The sequence below is a fragment of the Ruegeria sp. K7 genome (genome assembly GCF_056531785.1).
Genome location: NZ_JBQFMJ010000002.1, coordinates 13,905 through 31,186 on the forward strand (window position 1 = coordinate 13,905; position 17,282 = coordinate 31,186).

General features: G+C 61.4%; 14 protein-coding genes. 7 read left to right on the forward strand and 7 right to left on the reverse strand.

Going from position 1 to position 17,282, the window contains the following annotated elements:
• Positions 1 to 93: 93 nt before the first annotated feature.
• Positions 94 to 840, reverse strand: coding sequence for a porin family protein (locus ACR0FE_RS04745; RefSeq protein WP_480911427.1), 747 nt, complete (start codon positions 838 to 840; stop codon positions 94 to 96).
• A 561-nt stretch (positions 841 to 1,401) separates the two neighbouring features.
• Between ACR0FE_RS04745 and ACR0FE_RS04750 the strand changes: the two genes are divergently transcribed.
• Entirely contained in the window at positions 1,402 to 1,569 is a 168-nt protein-coding gene (locus ACR0FE_RS04750) for a hypothetical protein (RefSeq protein WP_170613177.1), read from the forward strand.
• Positions 1,570 to 1,632: 63 nt separating this feature from the next.
• On the forward strand, positions 1,633 to 2,313 hold the full coding sequence (locus tag ACR0FE_RS04755) for a hypothetical protein (RefSeq protein ID WP_480911429.1): 681 nt from the start codon (positions 1,633 to 1,635) through the stop codon (positions 2,311 to 2,313).
• 53 nt (positions 2,314 to 2,366) lie between these two features.
• On the opposite strand, the gene ACR0FE_RS04760 is transcribed toward ACR0FE_RS04755, so the two are convergent.
• Both ACR0FE_RS04760 and ACR0FE_RS04765 read right to left on the reverse strand, forming a co-directional pair.
• Positions 2,367 to 3,443, reverse strand: a complete 1,077-nt coding sequence (locus ACR0FE_RS04760) for a T6SS phospholipase effector Tle1-like catalytic domain-containing protein (protein ID WP_170678056.1) — start codon at positions 3,441 to 3,443, stop codon at positions 2,367 to 2,369.
• A complete protein-coding gene (locus tag ACR0FE_RS04765; RefSeq protein ID WP_480911431.1) occupies positions 3,421 to 5,712 on the reverse strand; it encodes a xanthine dehydrogenase family protein molybdopterin-binding subunit in 2,292 nt (763 codons plus the stop codon). Before ACR0FE_RS04765 ends, ACR0FE_RS04760 begins: the two co-directional genes overlap by 23 nt.
• A gap of 115 nt (positions 5,713 to 5,827) precedes the next feature.
• On the opposite strand from ACR0FE_RS04765, the gene ACR0FE_RS04770 reads away from it, so the two are divergent.
• The 4 genes from ACR0FE_RS04770 (at position 5,828) to ACR0FE_RS04785 (ending at position 11,472) form a co-directional block, all read left to right on the forward strand.
• Positions 5,828 to 6,559 carry a dienelactone hydrolase family protein gene (locus ACR0FE_RS04770; RefSeq protein WP_480911433.1) on the forward strand — a complete coding sequence of 244 codons (732 nt, stop codon included), beginning with the start codon at positions 5,828 to 5,830 and terminating at the stop codon, positions 6,557 to 6,559.
• Positions 6,560 to 6,637: 78 nt separating this feature from the next.
• Positions 6,638 to 9,799: a valine--tRNA ligase gene (locus tag ACR0FE_RS04775; RefSeq protein WP_480911435.1), complete on the forward strand. Its 3,162-nt coding sequence runs from the start codon at positions 6,638 to 6,640 to the stop codon at positions 9,797 to 9,799.
• Between the two features lie 137 nt (positions 9,800 to 9,936).
• Positions 9,937 to 11,100 (forward strand): benzoate/H(+) symporter BenE family transporter, encoded by a 1,164-nt coding sequence (locus tag ACR0FE_RS04780; RefSeq protein WP_480911437.1) that lies wholly within the window; start codon positions 9,937 to 9,939, stop codon positions 11,098 to 11,100.
• A 39-nt stretch (positions 11,101 to 11,139) separates the two neighbouring features.
• On the forward strand, positions 11,140 to 11,472 hold the full coding sequence (locus tag ACR0FE_RS04785; protein WP_480911439.1) for a DnaJ family domain-containing protein: 333 nt from the start codon (positions 11,140 to 11,142) through the stop codon (positions 11,470 to 11,472).
• Here ACR0FE_RS04785 and ACR0FE_RS04790 read toward each other — a convergent pair whose 3' ends face one another.
• Positions 11,473 to 12,255 carry a crotonase/enoyl-CoA hydratase family protein gene (locus ACR0FE_RS04790; protein WP_170613193.1) on the reverse strand — a complete coding sequence of 261 codons (783 nt, stop codon included), beginning with the start codon at positions 12,253 to 12,255 and terminating at the stop codon, positions 11,473 to 11,475.
• A 127-nt stretch (positions 12,256 to 12,382) separates the two neighbouring features.
• On the opposite strand from ACR0FE_RS04790, the gene ACR0FE_RS04795 reads away from it, so the two are divergent.
• Positions 12,383 to 13,498 (forward strand): pyridoxal phosphate-dependent aminotransferase, encoded by a 1,116-nt coding sequence (locus tag ACR0FE_RS04795; RefSeq protein ID WP_480911441.1) that lies wholly within the window; start codon positions 12,383 to 12,385, stop codon positions 13,496 to 13,498.
• Positions 13,499 to 13,596: 98 nt separating this feature from the next.
• Here ACR0FE_RS04795 and ACR0FE_RS04800 read toward each other — a convergent pair whose 3' ends face one another.
• Genes ACR0FE_RS04800 through edd form a run of 3 tightly spaced genes read right to left on the reverse strand, consistent with a single transcriptional unit; the run spans position 13,597 to position 17,282 of the window.
• On the reverse strand, positions 13,597 to 14,787 hold the full coding sequence (locus ACR0FE_RS04800) for a pyridoxal-phosphate-dependent aminotransferase family protein (RefSeq protein ID WP_480911443.1): 1,191 nt from the start codon (positions 14,785 to 14,787) through the stop codon (positions 13,597 to 13,599).
• A 50-nt stretch (positions 14,788 to 14,837) separates the two neighbouring features.
• Positions 14,838 to 15,473, reverse strand: a complete 636-nt coding sequence (locus ACR0FE_RS04805; RefSeq protein WP_480911445.1) for a bifunctional 4-hydroxy-2-oxoglutarate aldolase/2-dehydro-3-deoxy-phosphogluconate aldolase — start codon at positions 15,471 to 15,473, stop codon at positions 14,838 to 14,840.
• A gap of 3 nt (positions 15,474 to 15,476) precedes the next feature.
• Positions 15,477 to 17,282, reverse strand: coding sequence for a phosphogluconate dehydratase (gene edd / locus ACR0FE_RS04810; RefSeq protein ID WP_480911446.1), 1,806 nt, complete (start codon positions 17,280 to 17,282; stop codon positions 15,477 to 15,479).

Consider the following 17,282-nt stretch of genomic DNA (forward strand, 5'->3'; position numbering starts at 1 on the left):
GCTGCGCTTCGTTTCGGGAGATGGCCACAGCGAAACAATTGAAGCGACCTGCTGAAATCAAAAGCGAAATTTATCCGCCACACACAGGAACACCTAATTGAAAGCGTATGTCGCGCCGATCAGCAGGCCGGACTGGCTGAAGTCAAAGTCGTTACCATTCACTTCGTGATCAAACGAAATATGGCGGTATCCGCCTCTGATCATCCATCGGTCGTTTATGGCATAATCCGCCGTCAGCAAAATTTGCCAGGTCTCGCTGCCACTTCGGAACCCTCCGTAGTCCAGAAAGGCCGTACCGGACCAGCGATCAGAAATCGCATAGCGGGCGCGGAGACCTATGACAGGGTCTGTCCAACTGGCGTCTACGGTACTGGTCGTCCCAGGCAATGCCCCCGGGGACAGCGTGAATTCGGTTTCCGTGTTGAACCACCTGAACCCTCCTGCCAGATCCAGTTTCAAAGTTGGGTCTTCGTAGGCGCGGTAACCAACGTAGCCGCTCAGGAACTGCGTCTTGAGGGACGTTTCCACGCCGGAGAACGCAGGCCCGGACAGGTCGTTGTCAATGGAAAGCTTGGTGTAGTTGTAATCAGTCAACAGACTCCACCGGCCGTTACTGGCCGCGAAGGCACCCATGAAGGCGAGGTCCAACTTGCTGAGAGCGTCCGAAAAACTCAGCGTTGCATCGATGTTGCCGTTCGGCGAATCCAGTGACGTTTTTGTCTCTGGCATGAACAGATAAATCGTGGCTTCGTAATTCCAGTCGCTCGACTGGGCTGCAACAGGCAGCGCTGGAACTGCCCAAGTGGCGAGAGCAGCTGTCCATGTGGGTAATCTTTTCATAAATTCCTCCTATCACATGCCGACTGCATGAACTTTCACAGCAGGGAGGGGCCAAAATCGCATTCTGGTATTCTTGTGTGAATGATGGCGATGGCGGTGATCCGAGTCAAAAGGATTATCTGATCGGGCTTCGTTCAATCAGCATTTCAACCAATGGCTTATCTGGCGGGCTACTCTTGAACCTACATATCTGAGCGGACCCACGGTTGTGCTGAAGAAACGGAGAACCAAGAGGGACGTCTATTGCCCGGAAAGATTCTCTCTGAGCGCTGAGGTTGAAGCTTCGAAAGTGTCCAGGATGTTTCGATCGGGCGCAACCTGCAACCGGATGTCCGATGCCTGTCATATACACTTTGGTTTTGGGAAAGGGTTGAGGGGCTGGCATGAGTGAGGGGGTCTATTCGGCCAGCCCCCCGTGTAGTGTTGGACGGAGGTGTGTGTGGTTGCTCCGTTATCTGATAACTAACAAATCGAGCGGGGCTGCGGTATTGGGGGTTCCCCGTAGTTAGGCAAATTAATCCTCCCGACATAATTCAGACAGAGCGCGGGGCTAATCGGCAGATGTGGCGCGTTCTGGTGTGTTCTGCGATTGCTGATGGGTACGAGTTTGGCGCGTCACACCACAGCACCCAGGGCGACATGACACTGCGTGGCAAATTCGCGCGGAAGCCGGAACAGGTCAGCTCTTGGGCGGCGTTGGGCGGGTCGATGCAGGTTGTGGTATTCTGAAGGCATCCACCGGCGGCATTGTATTGAAACCGCTTGGGGTCCGTTCTTGTTTCGGAGTGTCCTATGAAATTTATCAATTCTTCCACACTCATCCTTTGCGCCGCCGTATTGCCGACATCTTGCAGCACCATTTTTCACGCGGATTTCGAGAGCGGGACGCCCGGACAGTCGCCACTGTCCAACCCGCCAGGGCCACCCGCCGGCGACAGTATCAGTGTCGGATCAGAAGAGTTCTTCTTCGTATCCGCCGAAGACGCCATTGCTGGCGATCTTTCCCTGAGTATCCGTGAGCGGCCACCTGCAACAGAGACGTCCGGCGACCATATCACTTTCCGGACGTCACCGATCAGCGACGAAACCGCGCCGATCTACATCACGTGGCAGGGGCAGATTCTGGATGATGGCGGAATGATCGTAGATAGCGGTGTCGTGGGGCGGTATTTCGGCCGGATCGTTTTCAACAATGGCCAGATTTCCATGTTTGATACACCGGTGGGCAGCTACAGCATCGGCGACAGGCACACGGTTCTGATCTCGATGTTTCCGGACGACATGGTTTATCGCCTCGCAGTCTTGGGTGACGCTTCATTAGAGGCGCCATTTGCCGAGGCGAACCTGCGCGACCTTGACGGCACTCCTGACAATGAAGGGTTCGTTGATGTTTCCGTCAGCGCCTCGGCAGATCAGAACAGGTTCTATGTCATGGATGACGTGACAGTGTCGCTGCGTGATCCAGGCGATTGATTGGGGGCATTCAACATTTTGCAGCGCCGGCGGCGGTGGATGGCCGGTCGCAGTTATTGCGCCGGATGAGAGGGCAAGTTGGGCATGGGCACCCACCCCGGCAGATCATCCGGTGAAACCGACACGTGCAGATGTTCCGAGCGGTCCCGACCGACCTTGCGATGCTTGCGCAGAAGGAAGATCTTGCCCCAGCCCCTCCATGTCCCGACTGATCTGGCGGACGCATCGACCGGGAAACGCTCGCGCCAACCGTCCGGCAAGGGCAGACCATGCAGTTCTGCCTTGTCCAGCATCCAGATCAGGGAGATGTTGCTGAGTGGGCGCGCCTCTTCAAAGCCGTTCAGTTGCCCGCCGACATCGCCATGGGTGCCGCGGAACCAGACCTGTTCGACATGGCCGCGGAACTCGGGCGTACATTTCCACAGGACCGGTTCGAACACTTCGCGCGTCTCATCCAGCGCCAGGGCGTGATAGCCGTGGCGGGTCGAGGGACCAAGCTTGTGGTGGTGAAAGGCGTGCCGATCCTCGGCCCAACGCCACAGCATGGGCAGGCGCAGGCCCAGCGCCTTGACCGTATCCCAGACGCCAACCATTTCTATCGCAATTTCGTCATGGCAGAACTTGCGCCGGAAATCACCTGCCGCTGCTCCACCTGGATTGCATTCATAATGGCGATAAGCCTGTTTGATGTTGCGTTCGGTGGCATGCTCGGCCTTGAGCAGGCCAATCATGTCGATGACACCGGCAAGACTACGCACACCGTACGCGCCACGGGAATATCCGATGAAGTAGATCCGGTCGCCGGGCTTGTACCGCGAGGCAAGATAGCCGTAGGCACGCCTGATCTGGCGATTGATGCCGCGCCCCATCATCACATCCAGCGAGGACTTCCAGCTTTCCCATTGCACACCGGATTCGTAAAAGACCGAGACTTGGCTGCCCATTTCCCGACACAGGCGATAGGTCTGACCGGCATGTGTCTCAAGGCCCGGCTCCAGCGTGGACATGGTGCCGTCCAGAATGATGACATGGCTGATTGGCTCGCGGTGCAGCGCCTCGGCCGAGTGCTCGGAGCGAAGCGGCCGTCCGAGCCATCCCAGAACCTTTCTACTCAGCCGCGACAGAACCATGTGTCAGCATCTCCCATACTCTGTGAGGTGTGAAAGGCATGTCCGCCTGCCGTACCCCATGATCCCAGAGCGCATCCTGAACCGCGTTTGCAACAGCGGCCAGCGCGCCCACGGTCCCGGCCTCACCGCATCCTTTCATCCCCATCGGGTTGGAAGTTGACGGAACCGGCGCCGAGGTAAACTTAATCATGGGTATCCCGGCGGCACGGGGCAAGGCGTAATCCATCAACGAAGCCGTGAGCAGTTGCCCCTGCGCATCATGCACCACTCGTTCGTTCAGTGCCTGGCCAATGCCCTGCACCACCCCGCCATGCACCTGCCCCTCGGCCAGCATCGGATTGATAAGGTTGCCGAAATCATCAACCACCGTATAGCGGTCGACCCAGGTTTCCCCGGTGAAAGAATCGATCACGACTTCGGCAACATGTGCGCCGTTGGGATAGCTGCGCGCTTCCAGATCGGCGCGTGCCGTGTGTTGCAACAGGTCGGTACGGCCATCGGCGCGGGCCATCTCGGCGGCCTCGATCAGGGTGGGTGTCAGGTTGGACCCCGGCGCCCGAAAGGTTTCGTGGTCAAAAATCACTTGGGTTTCCTCGACCCCCACCTTACCGGCCAGATAAGGCGAGAATGCGGCGATCATGACGTCGATTGTGGCCAGCGTTGCCGTGTTTTGCACTGTCACCGAGCGGGATCCGCCCGTCCCGCCGCCATGCGCCAGACGGTCGGTATCGCCCTGGACCACCACGATCCGGTCCATTGGTATCCCGGTCTGATCCGACAGGAAGTGAGTGTAGGCCGTCTCGTGTCCCTGCCCATTCGATTGAGTGCCAACGCACATGTTCACCATTCCATCCTCGCGGAACTCGATCTTCGCGTTTTCGGAAGGGTCGCCCAGAATGCTTTCGATATAGTAACAAAGCCCCTGCCCCCGGATCAGGCCGCGTTCAGCATCGGCGGCCTTTCGGGCGGCAAAGCCTCGGGTCTGCTCACCAGCGCGGCTGAGAACCATGTCGAAATCGCCGACGTCATAGGTTTCCCCTGTTGCGGTTTTGTAGGGGAAGTCCGCAGGTTTGATGAAGTTCCTGCGCCGCAGTTCCCACGGATCGACACCCAGTTCGCGCGCGGCGCGGTCCATGACCCGTTCGAGGACATAGATCGCCTCGGGCCGGCCCGCGCCGCGATAGGCGTCGACCTGCGTGGTGTTGGTGTAGAACCCTTCGACCCGCAGATATGTGGTCTGAACATCGTAGACACCCATCAGCACCTTGCTGAACAGGCTGGTCTGGATGGCCTGCCCGAAATGACTGTTATGGGCGCCAAGGTTGACCTTGCTGTGGACCCGGTACGCCGTGATCCTGAGATTGTCGTCGAAAGCCAGTTCGGCCAAAGACGTCAGATCGCGGCCATGATGATCGGACAGCATCGCTTCGGACCGGTCGGACATCCAATGCACGGGTTGCCCCAGTTTCATGGCGCCAACGCAGACACAGAAATACTCGGGATAGGGCATCACCTTCATGCCAAACCCGCCACCCACATCCGGCGTGGTGACACGGATCGCCTCGGTTTCAAGCTTCAGTTTCTGCGCCAGTTGCCCCCGCATCGCCCAGACACCCTGACCGCCATAGGCGAAGTGCAGCCGGCCGTCCGACCAGCTGGCCTGACAGCCGCGCGGCTCGATCGAATTGATGATGACCCGGTTGTCCGCCACATTCAGCGCCACGGTATGGGCGGCGGACTGAATGGCGGCCTCGGTCGCGGCTTCATCGCCCAGCCCCCAGTCAAAGGCGCGGTTATCCGGGGCTTCGGGGTGCAGCGGCTCTCCGCCCGCATCCACATCCAGCTTGGCGGGCAGGTCCTCGGTCTCCATCCAGATCAGTTCAACCGCGTCCTGCGCCTGAAGCTGCGTCTCGGCAATCACTGCAACAACGGGCTCACCCACAAAGCGCACACGGTCTTTGGCAAGCATGTGCCGCTTTGGCGCCGCGCCTTGCGAACCATCCCGGTTGGGCATGATCGCCGCGTTCATCACCGTGTCGATCCCGGTTGCGGCCAGATCGTCCAGCGTCATGACCAGGCGGACCCCATCCGCCTGCTGCGCAGCATCCAGATCCAGCGCTATGATCCGCGCATGCGCAACCGGGCTGCGGAAGAAGGCCGCATACAAGGCATTGTCCGGCACGGCATCGTCCATGTAGCGCCCCTGCCCGGTCAGAAAGCGGTGATCTTCGGTCCGTTTGACCGGCTGGCTTTTGCCGAACTTTTCCATTGCTGTCCCTTTCAGGCTGCTGTGGCTGCGAGGTTAGTTCCCGCGTATGCGATGTCCAGTCGGTCGCGAAGAAATTCGATTTCCAGCAGCATCCCAATGGTATAGCGTCGGCGCCATGACCTGGACACATGACGCCGTATTCCCGTTCACCGCCCCTATCAGCACAGGCACAGAAACCACGCATGACGTTTATGTCGGGGGCGAAGGTCCACCGATCATGATCCTGCAGGAACTGCCGGGGATCGGGCCGGAAACGCTGGAACTGGCGCGGCGGCTGAACGACTCGGGGTTCCGGGTGTATCTGCCGCACCTGTTCGGTACGTTCGGCAAAACTCAGACGGGCAGGAATTTTGCCCGGCTGTTCTGCGTCCGGCGCGAGATCAACATGTTCATGAAAGGCCGCCAAAGCCCGGTTGCGGGCTGGATGCGGGCGCTTGCGGGTCATATCCGGGATCAGGAAGGCAGCGCGGGCGTTGGTGTCATCGGCATGTGCCTGACCGGCAGCTTTGCCCTGACCCTGATGGCCGACGACGCGGTTCTTGGCGGCGTGGCCAGTCAGCCCGCATTGCCGATCTTTGGCGGCGACAAGCTGCATATGAGCGCGCAGGACATTTCGGATGCACGTTTGGGCATGGCGCAAAAAGGTCCCGGTCTGGCCATGCGGTACGCCAAAGACAACCTGTCGCCCCAAAAACTGATGCAGGCGCTGGAAAACGCCTTTGGCGAGAACCTCGAAACGGTTGAGTATCCGGGCAAGGCCCATTCGCTGCTGACGCTGGATTTCCACGATCCGGCCTATCAGCGCGTTGATACCTATTTCAAAGACCGATTTGAGATGGCCGGGTAGCACAGACGCCCTTCCCCTTCCTGCGTGCATTCGCTATTGCAAGCGCTGACCCGATTTTGTTGACGCAGGACGCATCCCATGGCGATGGAAAAGACATTCAACGCGGCCGAGGCCGAGGCCCGCATCTACAAGGCCTGGGAACAGGCCGGAGCCTTCAAGGCAGGCGCAAACCGCTCGCGCGACGAAAGCTTTACCATCATGATCCCGCCGCCCAATGTCACCGGCGCGCTGCATGTGGGCCATGCGTTCAACAACACGCTGCAAGACATCCTGACGCGCTGGCACCGGATGCGCGGTTTCGACACGCTGTGGCAGCCCGGTCAGGACCACGCCGGTATCGCCACGCAGATGCAGGTGGAAAAGATGCTGGCCGCCACGCAGCAGCCCGGCCGCCGCGAACTGGGGCGTGAGGCGTTTCTGGACAAGGTCTGGGAATGGAAGGGCGAATATGGGGGCACGATCATCGAGCAGCTGAAGCGCCTGGGATCATCCAGCGACTGGTCGCGCAATGCCTTCACCATGGCGGGCGCGCCGCGCGACCCGCGCACGGGGCACGAAAACTCTGCGAATTTTCACGACGCGGTGATCAAAGTCTTTGTCGACATGTACGAAAAGGGCCTGATCTATCGCGGCAAGCGGCTGGTCAACTGGGACCCGCATTTCGAGACCGCGATCTCGGACCTTGAGGTCGAGAACATCGAGGTCGCGGGTCATATGTGGCACTTCAAATACCCGCTCGCCGGTGGCGAGACATATGAGTATTTGGAAAAAGATGAAGATGGGAATGTGATCCTCCGGGAGGAGCGGGATTACATTTCAATCGCGACAACCCGGCCCGAGACTATGCTGGGCGATGGTGCGGTTGCGGTTCACCCCTCGGACGAGCGGTATGCACCCATCGTTGGCAAGCTCTGCGAAATCCCGGTTGGCCCGAAAGAGCACCGCCGCCAGATTCCGATCATCACCGATGACTACCCGGACCCCGATTTCGGCTCGGGCGCGGTGAAGATCACCGGTGCGCATGACTTCAACGACAACATGGTCGCCAAGCGAGGCGGCATTCCGATGTATCGCCTGATGGACACCAAAGGCGCGATGCGGGCCGATGGGGCTCCTTACGCCGAAGAGGCCGACAAGGCGCAGGAATACGCACGCGGGCGTGAGTTTACCGAGAACGAGATCGACGCGATCAACCTGATCCCCGATCACCTGCGCGGGCTCGACCGGTTCGAGGCGCGCGCGAAAGTGGTGGAAGAGATCACCAACGACGGTCTGGCGGTGATGACCCGCGCAGATGACCCGCGTCTGGGCTCGACGGCGCTGAAGCCCGAGCACGAAGGCGCGGACAAGCTGGTGCCGCTGGTCGAGAGCAAACCGATTATGCAGCCCTTCGGCGACCGCTCGAAAGTCGTCATCGAGCCGATGTTCACCGACCAGTGGTTCGTGGACGCCGAAAAGGTCGTCGGCCCCGCGCTGGATGCGGTCAAGGACGGCACGGTGAAGATCATCCCCGAGTCGGGCGAGAAGACCTATTACCACTGGCTGGAAAACATCGAGCCCTGGTGCATCTCGCGCCAACTGTGGTGGGGGCATCAGATTCCGGTTTGGTATGGTCTCGATCTGTCCGCCGAAGACTTCATTGACGACGAAAACGACGGCAACCTTGATCTGGTCGAGATGGGCCGTTTGCTGAACGAAGGCGGCATGCTGCACCGTGGCAACGTTATGGAATGTGCATCCAGCCTTGAAGCGGTAACCGAGAAATTCTTGGACGACAATGCTAACATCCCCAGCCCTCTGAGCCACGCGACAGTTATTGAAGTCGCCGACAAGCAGGAGGCGATTCATCAATTCGCCGAAAGCCTTGCACAATATGCAATCGAACAGGACCCGACCAAGCTGGTTTACCCGGTCTGGCGCGACCCTGACGTCCTGGACACCTGGTTCTCCTCCGGCCTCTGGCCCATCGGCACTCTGGGCTGGCCCGAGCAGACCGAGGAACTGGAACGCTACTTCCCCACGGACGTTCTGATCACCGGCTTCGACATCCTGTTCTTCTGGGTCGCCCGGATGATGATGATGCAACTGGCCGTGGTCGATCAGATCCCGTTCCACACCGTCTACCTGCACCAACTCGTCCGCGACGAGAAGGGCAAGAAAATGTCCAAGACCACCGGCAACGTCATCGACCCGCTGGAGATCGTGGACGAATTCGGCGCCGACGCGCTGCGGTTCACCAACGCCTCGATGGCAGCGATTGGCGGCGTGCTGAAACTGTCCAAGGAACGCATCACCGGCTATCGCAATTTCGGCACCAAACTTTGGAACGCCGTCCGTTTTGCCGAGATGAACGAGGTCTTCACCGACGCCGTGCCGCAACTGGACGTGGCCGACCTGAAACCCAAGGCCGCCGTAAACCGCTGGATCATCGGCGAAACCGCCCGCGTGCGCGAAGAGGTTGACGCGGCGCTGGAAAGCTACCGCTTCAACGACGCGGCCAACGGGCTTTATGCCTTTGTCTGGGGCAAGGTCTGCGACTGGTATGTGGAACTATCCAAACCGTTGCTGCAGGGTGATGATGCTGCGGCTCAGGCTGAAACCCGCACCACCATGCGCTGGGTTCTGGATCAGTGCATGGTTCTGCTGCACCCGATCATGCCCTTTATCACCGAGGAACTCTGGGGCCTGACAGGCAACCGCGCCAAGATGGTGGTCCACGCCGACTGGCCGACCTATTCTGCGGCCGACCTGATCGACGCGGATGCGGATCGTGAGATGAACTGGGTGATCTCGGTGATCGAAAACACCCGCTCAGCCCGTGCTCAGATGCGGGTGCCTGCTGGTCTGTACGTGCCGATGCTGGTGACCGAGATCGACGCCAACGGCCAGGCCGCATGGGACCGCAACGAGGCGCTGATCAAGCGCCTTGCGCGGATCGACAGCCTGACCAACGCAGAAGATCTACCCAAAGGCACAATCTCGATTGCCGCACCCGGCGCGTCCTTCGGCCTGCCGCTGGCGGATATCATAGATATCGGCGCGGAAAAGGAACGACTTGAGAAAGCCAAGGCCAAGCTGGCCAAGGAACTGGGCGGCCTGCGTGGGCGCCTGAACAACCCCAAATTCGTGGCTTCGGCCCCGGAAGAAGTGGTTGAGGAAGCCAAAGCCAACCTCGCCGCCCGCGAAGAAGAAGAAGCAAAGCTGAACGAGGCACTTGCCCGTTTGGCAGAAATCGCCTGATCTTCATCTTTTCCCAAATACTCAATTCCTGAACCCCGCCACCTGTCGGCGGGGTTTTCTTTTGGTGACGCGGCTTTCCCCTTGTTCCCGACCGCTTGCGATTGTTAGCAAGTTGTCCAAACAACCCCGAGGCAGAAATGGCGCATTCCCATCCCCCCGTGCAGACGATTTCGACCGGCCTGGTGGTGGCGGTGGTCGGGTTTTTCAGCTCGTTCCCGATTGTGTTACAAGGCCTTGCCGCTATGGGTGCCTCGGCAACTGAGGCTGCGTCCGGCCTGATGATGGCTGCGGTTGCGATGGGGCTGGCAGCCATAGTCCTCAGCCTCTGGTATCGGCAGCCGATAAGCGTGGCTTGGTCCACGCCCGGCGCTGCGTTGCTGGCGGTTTCTGCCACCCCTGCCGCCGGTTTTTCGGGGGCTGTCGGCGCGTTTCTCTGCGCCGGAGCCCTGACCGTTCTGGCAGGCCTGTGGCGTCCTTTGGGGCGGTTGGCGGCTGCGATCCCGACAACGCTGGCTCAGGCCATGCTGGGCGGGGTTCTGCTGCCGCTGTGTATTGTGCCATTCAAGGCGGCGGTTGAGCTGCACTGGCAGGCGTTGCCGGTCATCGTAACGTGGTTTGCCGCCGGCCGGATCAGTCGGTTAATCGCAGTTCCTGCTGCGGTTATTGCGTCGGCGATCGTCGTTTTTCTGAACGCGGGCGACAGCCCGGTTCGGCCTGAACATCTGGTCGCCGCGCCGGTCTGGACTATGCCGACATTCTCGGTGGCCTCTGCCATAGGCATCGGGCTTCCGCTGTTCATCGTGACCATGGCCACGCAGAACATCCCCGGCATCGCGGTGATGCGCAGTTTTGGTTATGCACCGGACACTGGCAGGCTGTTCTCGGCTGTCGGCGGGGCCAGCATTCTGTCCGCGCCATTCGGAGCCCCTGCCACCTGTCTGGCCGCCATCACCGCGGCCATGTGTTCGAACGAGGACAGCCATCCGGACCGGGACCTGCGCTACTGGTCTGCGGTCATGGCAGGCTTATTCTACTGTCTGCTTGGCGTTTTTGCCGTGGCGATCACCGGGTTTGCCGCCCATGCCGACCCGCTGCTGATGGGAACGCTGACCGGGGTTGCGTTGATCGGTGTCATGGCAAACGCGACGTTTGCGGCGCTGGAAGTTCCTGCCGAACGGGAAGCGGCGATCCTGACATTTGCGATCACTGCTTCCGGTATCACCGTGTTCGGCTTGGGCGCGGCGGTCTGGGGTCTGGCGGCAGGCGGCATTGCTTATCTGGTTACGAAACGGACCCGGTGAACGCTTTCGTCTGCATCAATGGTCGCGTATAATCCTGCCATGCTTGGATCACTTGGAAAACTGGTGGAACGCCAGATCAAAAAGGCGCAGGCGGAAGGTCAGCTAGAGGGGCTGAACGGCGAAGGTCAGCCCTTGCCCGATCGTTCGACCGAGGCCCAGAGCGATCCGGCCATTGCGGCCGGGCACCGGATCATGGCGCAGGCCGGTGTGCTGCCCGAAGAATTCAGCCTCAGGAAAGAACTGGACGCGGCCCGACAGGTCTATGCCGGTCTGACCGATGCCGCAGACCGAAAAGCGGCCATGGCGCGCATCGCCGATCTTGAGATGCGTTACAACATGGCCCTTGATGCGCGCCGGGCGTTCATGCGGTGATCACTTGAACTCGGGCTTGCGGCCCTGCATCTGGGCCGAGATGACCTCGATCTGATCCGGTTTGCCGATCAGTTCCACCTGTTCCGCCGATTCCTCCATCAGCACCTCTGCGCGGGCCTTGCATTCGGCCACTTCGATCAGTCGCTTGGCGGCACGGATGGCCGAGGGGCTTTTGCCCGCGATATTTTCGGCCAGAGCCAGCGCCTCGGTCATTGGATCATCCGACAGTCTGGTAACAAGCCCCCAATCGGCGGCTTGCTGGGCACCGATGGGGCGGGCTGTATAGGTCAGCAGGCGCAACACGTCCGAGCGGACAAGTTGCGGCAACAGGACCATCCCGCCCATGTCGGGGATAATGCCCCATTTCATCTCCATCACGGCCAGCTTGCTTTCGGGATGGGCGATACGGATATCCGCGCCCAGAGCGATTTGCAGACCGCCGCCATAGGCCACGCCCTGAATGGCGCAGATCACCGGCACCGGCACCCGCCGCCAGATCAGCGCAAGCTCCTGCATCTCGTTGGCGTCATGGTGGCTGCGCGTCATCAGCCATTCGGTCGGGTCCATATGGGCCATCTTGGCAAAGCTTGCCATGTCGAGACCTGCACAGAAGCTTTTGCCTTCGCCCGACAGAACAACGGCCCTTGCGTCCGAGGCCGCGACTTCCTGACCGGCGGCCAGGATGGCTTTAATCATCGCATCGTCCAGCGCGTTCATCTTGTCGCCCCGGGTCAGCGTGACGTGGGCAATGTGGTCTTTATATTCGACGGATACGCGCGCCATGCGAGGCCTCCCAGATCCTGTTTCGCCGATCATGCCCTGAAAGGCATGGCCAGTTCCACCACGACGTGAGGGCAGATCATCTGACCTGATGCTTGCCCAACCCGCCGCCCTGCGCTTATCTGCGCATATGACTGATCCGCGCTACACCCCGCTTGCCCGATCCCTGCCCGCCACCGTCCCGTTTGTCGGGCCCGAAACGCAGGAGCGTGATCGCGGTGCCCCGTTCGTGGCCCGACTGGGCGCGAATGAGAGCGTGTTTGGTCCCTCGCCCCGCGCCATTGAGGCGATGCAACGCGCCGCGAGCGAGATCTGGATGTATGGCGATCCCGAAAACCACGATCTGCGCCACGCCCTGGCCGATCATCACGCCGTGTCCGTGAAGAATATCGTGGTGGGTGAAGGGATCGACGGGCTATTGGGCTATCTGGTTCGGCTGCTTGTCGAGCCGGGGGATGCGGTTGTGACCTCGGACGGGGCCTATCCGACCTTCAATTACCATGTCGCAGGCTTTGGCGGCGTGCTTCACAAGGTGCCTTATGCAAAGGATCAAGAAGATCCGGTGGCGCTGTTTGCCAAGGCGGCAGAAGTGGATGCCAAGCTGGTCTACCTGGCCAATCCCGACAATCCGATGGGAAGCTGGCATGCGGGTGCCGATATCTTGACCGCGCTGGACGAATTGCCCGATGGCTGCCTGCTGGTGCTTGACGAGGCCTATGTCGAATGTGCGCCGGAAGGAACAGGGGCACCGGTCGCGGCGGACGATCCGCGCGTGATCCGGATGCGGACTTTTTCTAAGGGGTATGGAATGGCCGGGGCACGGGTCGGGTACGCCATTGCAGCACCGGGGCTGATTGCGGCCTTCAACAAGGTGCGCAATCATTTCGGAATGAACCGGGCGGCGCAGGCCGGGGCGCTGGCGGCGTTGCGGGACGACGCATGGCTGTCCAACGTTCAGGGGCGGATTGCCGAGGCGCGCGATAGGATTGACGCAATCGCGCGGGAGAACGGGTTGGTGCCCCTGCCATCGGCCACCAATTTTGTTGCCATCGATTGCGGGCGGGATGGGGTTTTTGCCAAAGCGGTTCTGGATGCGCTGGTGGCGCAAGGTATCTTTGTGCGGATGCCCTTTGCCGCACCACAGAACCGCTGCATTCGGGTTAGTTGCGGCGCGGCGGCCGATCTGGATGCCTTTGCGGCCGCGCTGCCCGGGGCGCTTGCAGCGGCTAGGGCGGAACCGGCCTGAAGCGCTGTGCCAGGGGGCTGTCTGCCCCCCAATCGCGCCCTAGGCGCGATCCCCCCCGAGGATATTTTTGGCCAGATGAAGGAGCGGATCTTTTCGGACTAGCCCGCCAGCGTTGCTGCCGCAGCTTCGAGCGCCCCTTTGCCGCGCGGGATATTCAGGGCGGCCATGGCGGTTTCCATTCCGCCCAGCATCGCCATAACCATCTGAGCGTTCACATGGCCCATGTGGCCAAGCCGGAAACAGCCGTCCCAGTCCTCCATCCCCAGACCGATCCCCAGCGTCAAACCCAGCTCTCGTTCGGTAAAGCTGCGCAGCGTCGTGCCCTGACCGTCGGTCAGGCGCAGGGCCGTCACCGCGTGGCTGCGAAAGGCGCGGTCGGCGACATTGAGCTGCAGCGCACCGCCCTGCGCCCAGATTTCACAAGCGCTCCAGATCGCGTGTGCGAGGCGTTCGTGGCGGGCCCACACCTGCTCGATACCTTCTGCGTGGATCAGGTCCAGCGCGGCGCGCAGACCGTAAAGGTGATGCGTCGGCGCAGTGCCGTTGAAATACTGGTAGAACAGGTCGGGATTGGCCCGCGGCTGCCAGTCCCAGTATTGCGACACGCGCGGCATGGCTGCGCGTTTGGCTTGTGCTTTGTCATTGAAGAAAACAAAGCCCGTACCGGCAGGGGTCATCAGGCCCTTTTGGCAGGCCGTGACCATGACATCGACCCCCCAGTGATCCATCTCGAACCGTTCGCAGCCCAGCGAGGCGATGCAATCGGCCATCAGCAGCGCGGGGTGGTCAAGTTCGTCCAGCAGGGCGCGAAGGGCCGGGATGTCGTTGCGCACTGAACTGGAGGTATCAACATGAACCGCCAGCACCGCCTTGTAGCGGTGTTCAGTATCGGCGCGCAGAGCTTCGGCGATGCGGTCAAAATCCCACGGAGAGGCGGTTCCGAACTCGATCAGGTCGACCTGCGCTCCGATGCCCTCGGCCATTTCGGCCCAGCCATGGGTAAACCGGCCCGACGCAGGGGCCAGAACGGTTTCTCCCGGTGCGATCACATTGGACAGTGCGGCCTCCCACGTGCCGTGGCCGTTGGCGATATAGATGGACACGTCATGCTGCGTGCGCGCGACGCGGCGCAGGTCGGCGGTCAGCGCCGGCATCATGTCGATCAGCTCGCCGTCGTAGATATTGGGCGATGGGCGATGCATGGCCTGCAGCACCGCATCGGGCATGACCGAGGGGCCAGGAATGGCCAGATATTCGCGCCCCTGCGCGAGGGAAACTTGCTGTGTCATGGATCGCCTTGCCTGAATTGGCGCCTAACCTAACGCAGGTTGCGGCCGCGTCAATCCACCAGTTGCGAGGCCTCGCGCGCAAGTGACTCGATACCGGCCCAGTCGCCATTCAGCACCATTTGCTTTGGCGCAACCCAACTGCCGCCAGCGCAGACAACGTTGGACAGCGACAGGTAATCGCGCGCATTTGCGGGCGAGACGCCGCCGGTCGGGCAGAAGCTGATCTGCGGCAGGGGCGCACCGATGGCTTTCAGCGCAGACGCGCCGCCCGAGGCCTCGGCCGGGAAGAATTTCAGCATGTCGTAGCCCTGTTCCAGCAGGCGCATCGCTTCGCTGGCGGTGGCGGCGCCGGGCAGCAGGGGCAGGCTTTCGGCCTCGCAGGCGGCGATCAGGGCGTCGGTTGCACCGGGCGAGACGCCGAACTGCGCGCCCGCTTCTTTCGCCGCACGAACGTCATCGGGTGTGACCAGCGTACCCGCGCCAACAACACCGCCGGGCACCTGCGCCATGGCGCGGATGGCGTCCAACGCGGCAGGCGTACGCAAGGTAACCTCGAGCGCGGGCAGACCACCGGCCACGAGCGCTTCGGCCAGCGGGCGGGCCTGTGCCGCATCGTCGATCACAAGTACCGGGACAATGGGTGCCAGGGCGCAGATTTCGCGGGTACGTTGGGTTTTGGATGTCATGGCTCAGGCTCCGAAAATACTAGCGCCAGCATCGGCTGAGCCGACGTTGCCGCGGAACGCCGCAAACAGGTCCCGCCCGGTGCCGTGTTGGTTGGCCGAAAGGTTGGCGGTGACTGGTGTGCGGTCCAGAACGCCGGGCGTCAGAATCTCCAACTCCCCCTTCACTGCGTCGACGCGCAGCAGGTCGCCGTCCTGCAGATACGCGATGGCACCGCCATCCAGCGCCTCGGGGCAGACATGGATCGCAGCGGGGACTTTGCCGGACGCACCGGACATGCGGCCATCGGTGACCAGCGCCACCTTTTGTCCCCTGCCCTGCAGGATCGACAGGATCGGCGTCAGCGAGTGCAGTTCGGGCATGCCGTTGGCCTTTGGACCCTGAAAGCGGACGACGACAATGACGTCACCGGTGAATTCTCCGGCCTTGAAGGCGGTTTTGACCTCGTCCTGATCGTGGAACACGCGGACCGGGGCCTCAACCACCTGGTGTTCAGGGGCGACGGCGGAGACCTTCATGACGGCAGTACCCAGATTGCCGGTCAGGCGGGACAGGCCGCCAGTGGGCTGGAACGGGTCTTTGGCCGGGCGCACGATCTTTTCGTTCAGGCTGTGGCCCGCGCCGTCTTCCCAAATCAGTTCGCCACCGACCAGCTTGGGTTCTTTGGTGTAGTTGTGCAGGCCCTGCCCCGCAACGGTCAGCGTATCGGGATGCAGCAGGCCGTCTTCCAACAGGGTTCCGATGCAATAACCCAGACCGCCTGCGGCGTGGAAATGGTTTACGTCGGCCAGACCGTTTGGATAGACCCGCGCAACCAGGGGAACGACGGCGGAAATGTCGGAAAAATCCTGCCAATCCAAAACGATACCGCCTGCCCGCGCCATCGCGATCAGGTGGATCAGCAGGTTGGTCGAGCCGCCGGTGGCCATCAACCCGACGATGCCGTTCACAAAGGCGCGCTCGTCCAGGATCTGATAGACCGGCGTGTAGTTGTTGCCCAACTCACTCAGCGACAGGGCGCGACGGGCGCCTTCTTCGGTCAGGGCGTCGCGCAGGGGTGTGTTGGGATTGACGAAGCTGGAGCCCGGCAGATGCAGGCCCATGAACTCCATCAGCATCTGGTTAGTGTTGGCGGTGCCATAGAAGGTGCAGGTGCCGGGGCCGTGATAAGCGGCCATCTCAGCGGCCATGAGCGCATCGCGCCCGACCTCGCCGGCGGCGAATTGTTGGCGGACCTTGGCTTTTTCGTCGTTGGGCAACCCGCTGGTCATGGGACCGGCTGGCAGGAAGACCGCCGGCAAATGGCCGAATGACTGCGCACCGATCACCAGACCGGGGACGATCTTGTCACAAACACCCAGAAAGACGGCTGCGTCAAACGTGTTGTGGCTGAGGGCCACACCTGTGGCCAGCGCGATGACATCGCGGGAAAATAGCGACAGCTCCATTCCGGCCTCGCCCTGCGTGACGCCGTCGCACATGGCCGGTACACCGCCCGCGACCTGCGCCGTGCCACCCGCTGCGCGGATCGCGTCGCGGATCAGGGCCGGGTAGCCTTCGAACGGCTGATGGGCGGAAAGCATGTCGTTATAGGCGGTAACGATCCCCAAATTTCCAGCGGTTCCGGTGACCATGGCCTGTTGATCCGGTCCCGCGCCCGCATAGGCGTGGGCCTGACCGCTGCAGGACAGATGTGCGCGGGCCGGGCCCTTTGATCTTGCCTGCTCCATCCGATCCAGATGAGGACCGCGCAGGGGCGCGCTGCGGTCAATGATCCGTTGGGTGACATCGGTGATGACAGAGTGAACCAT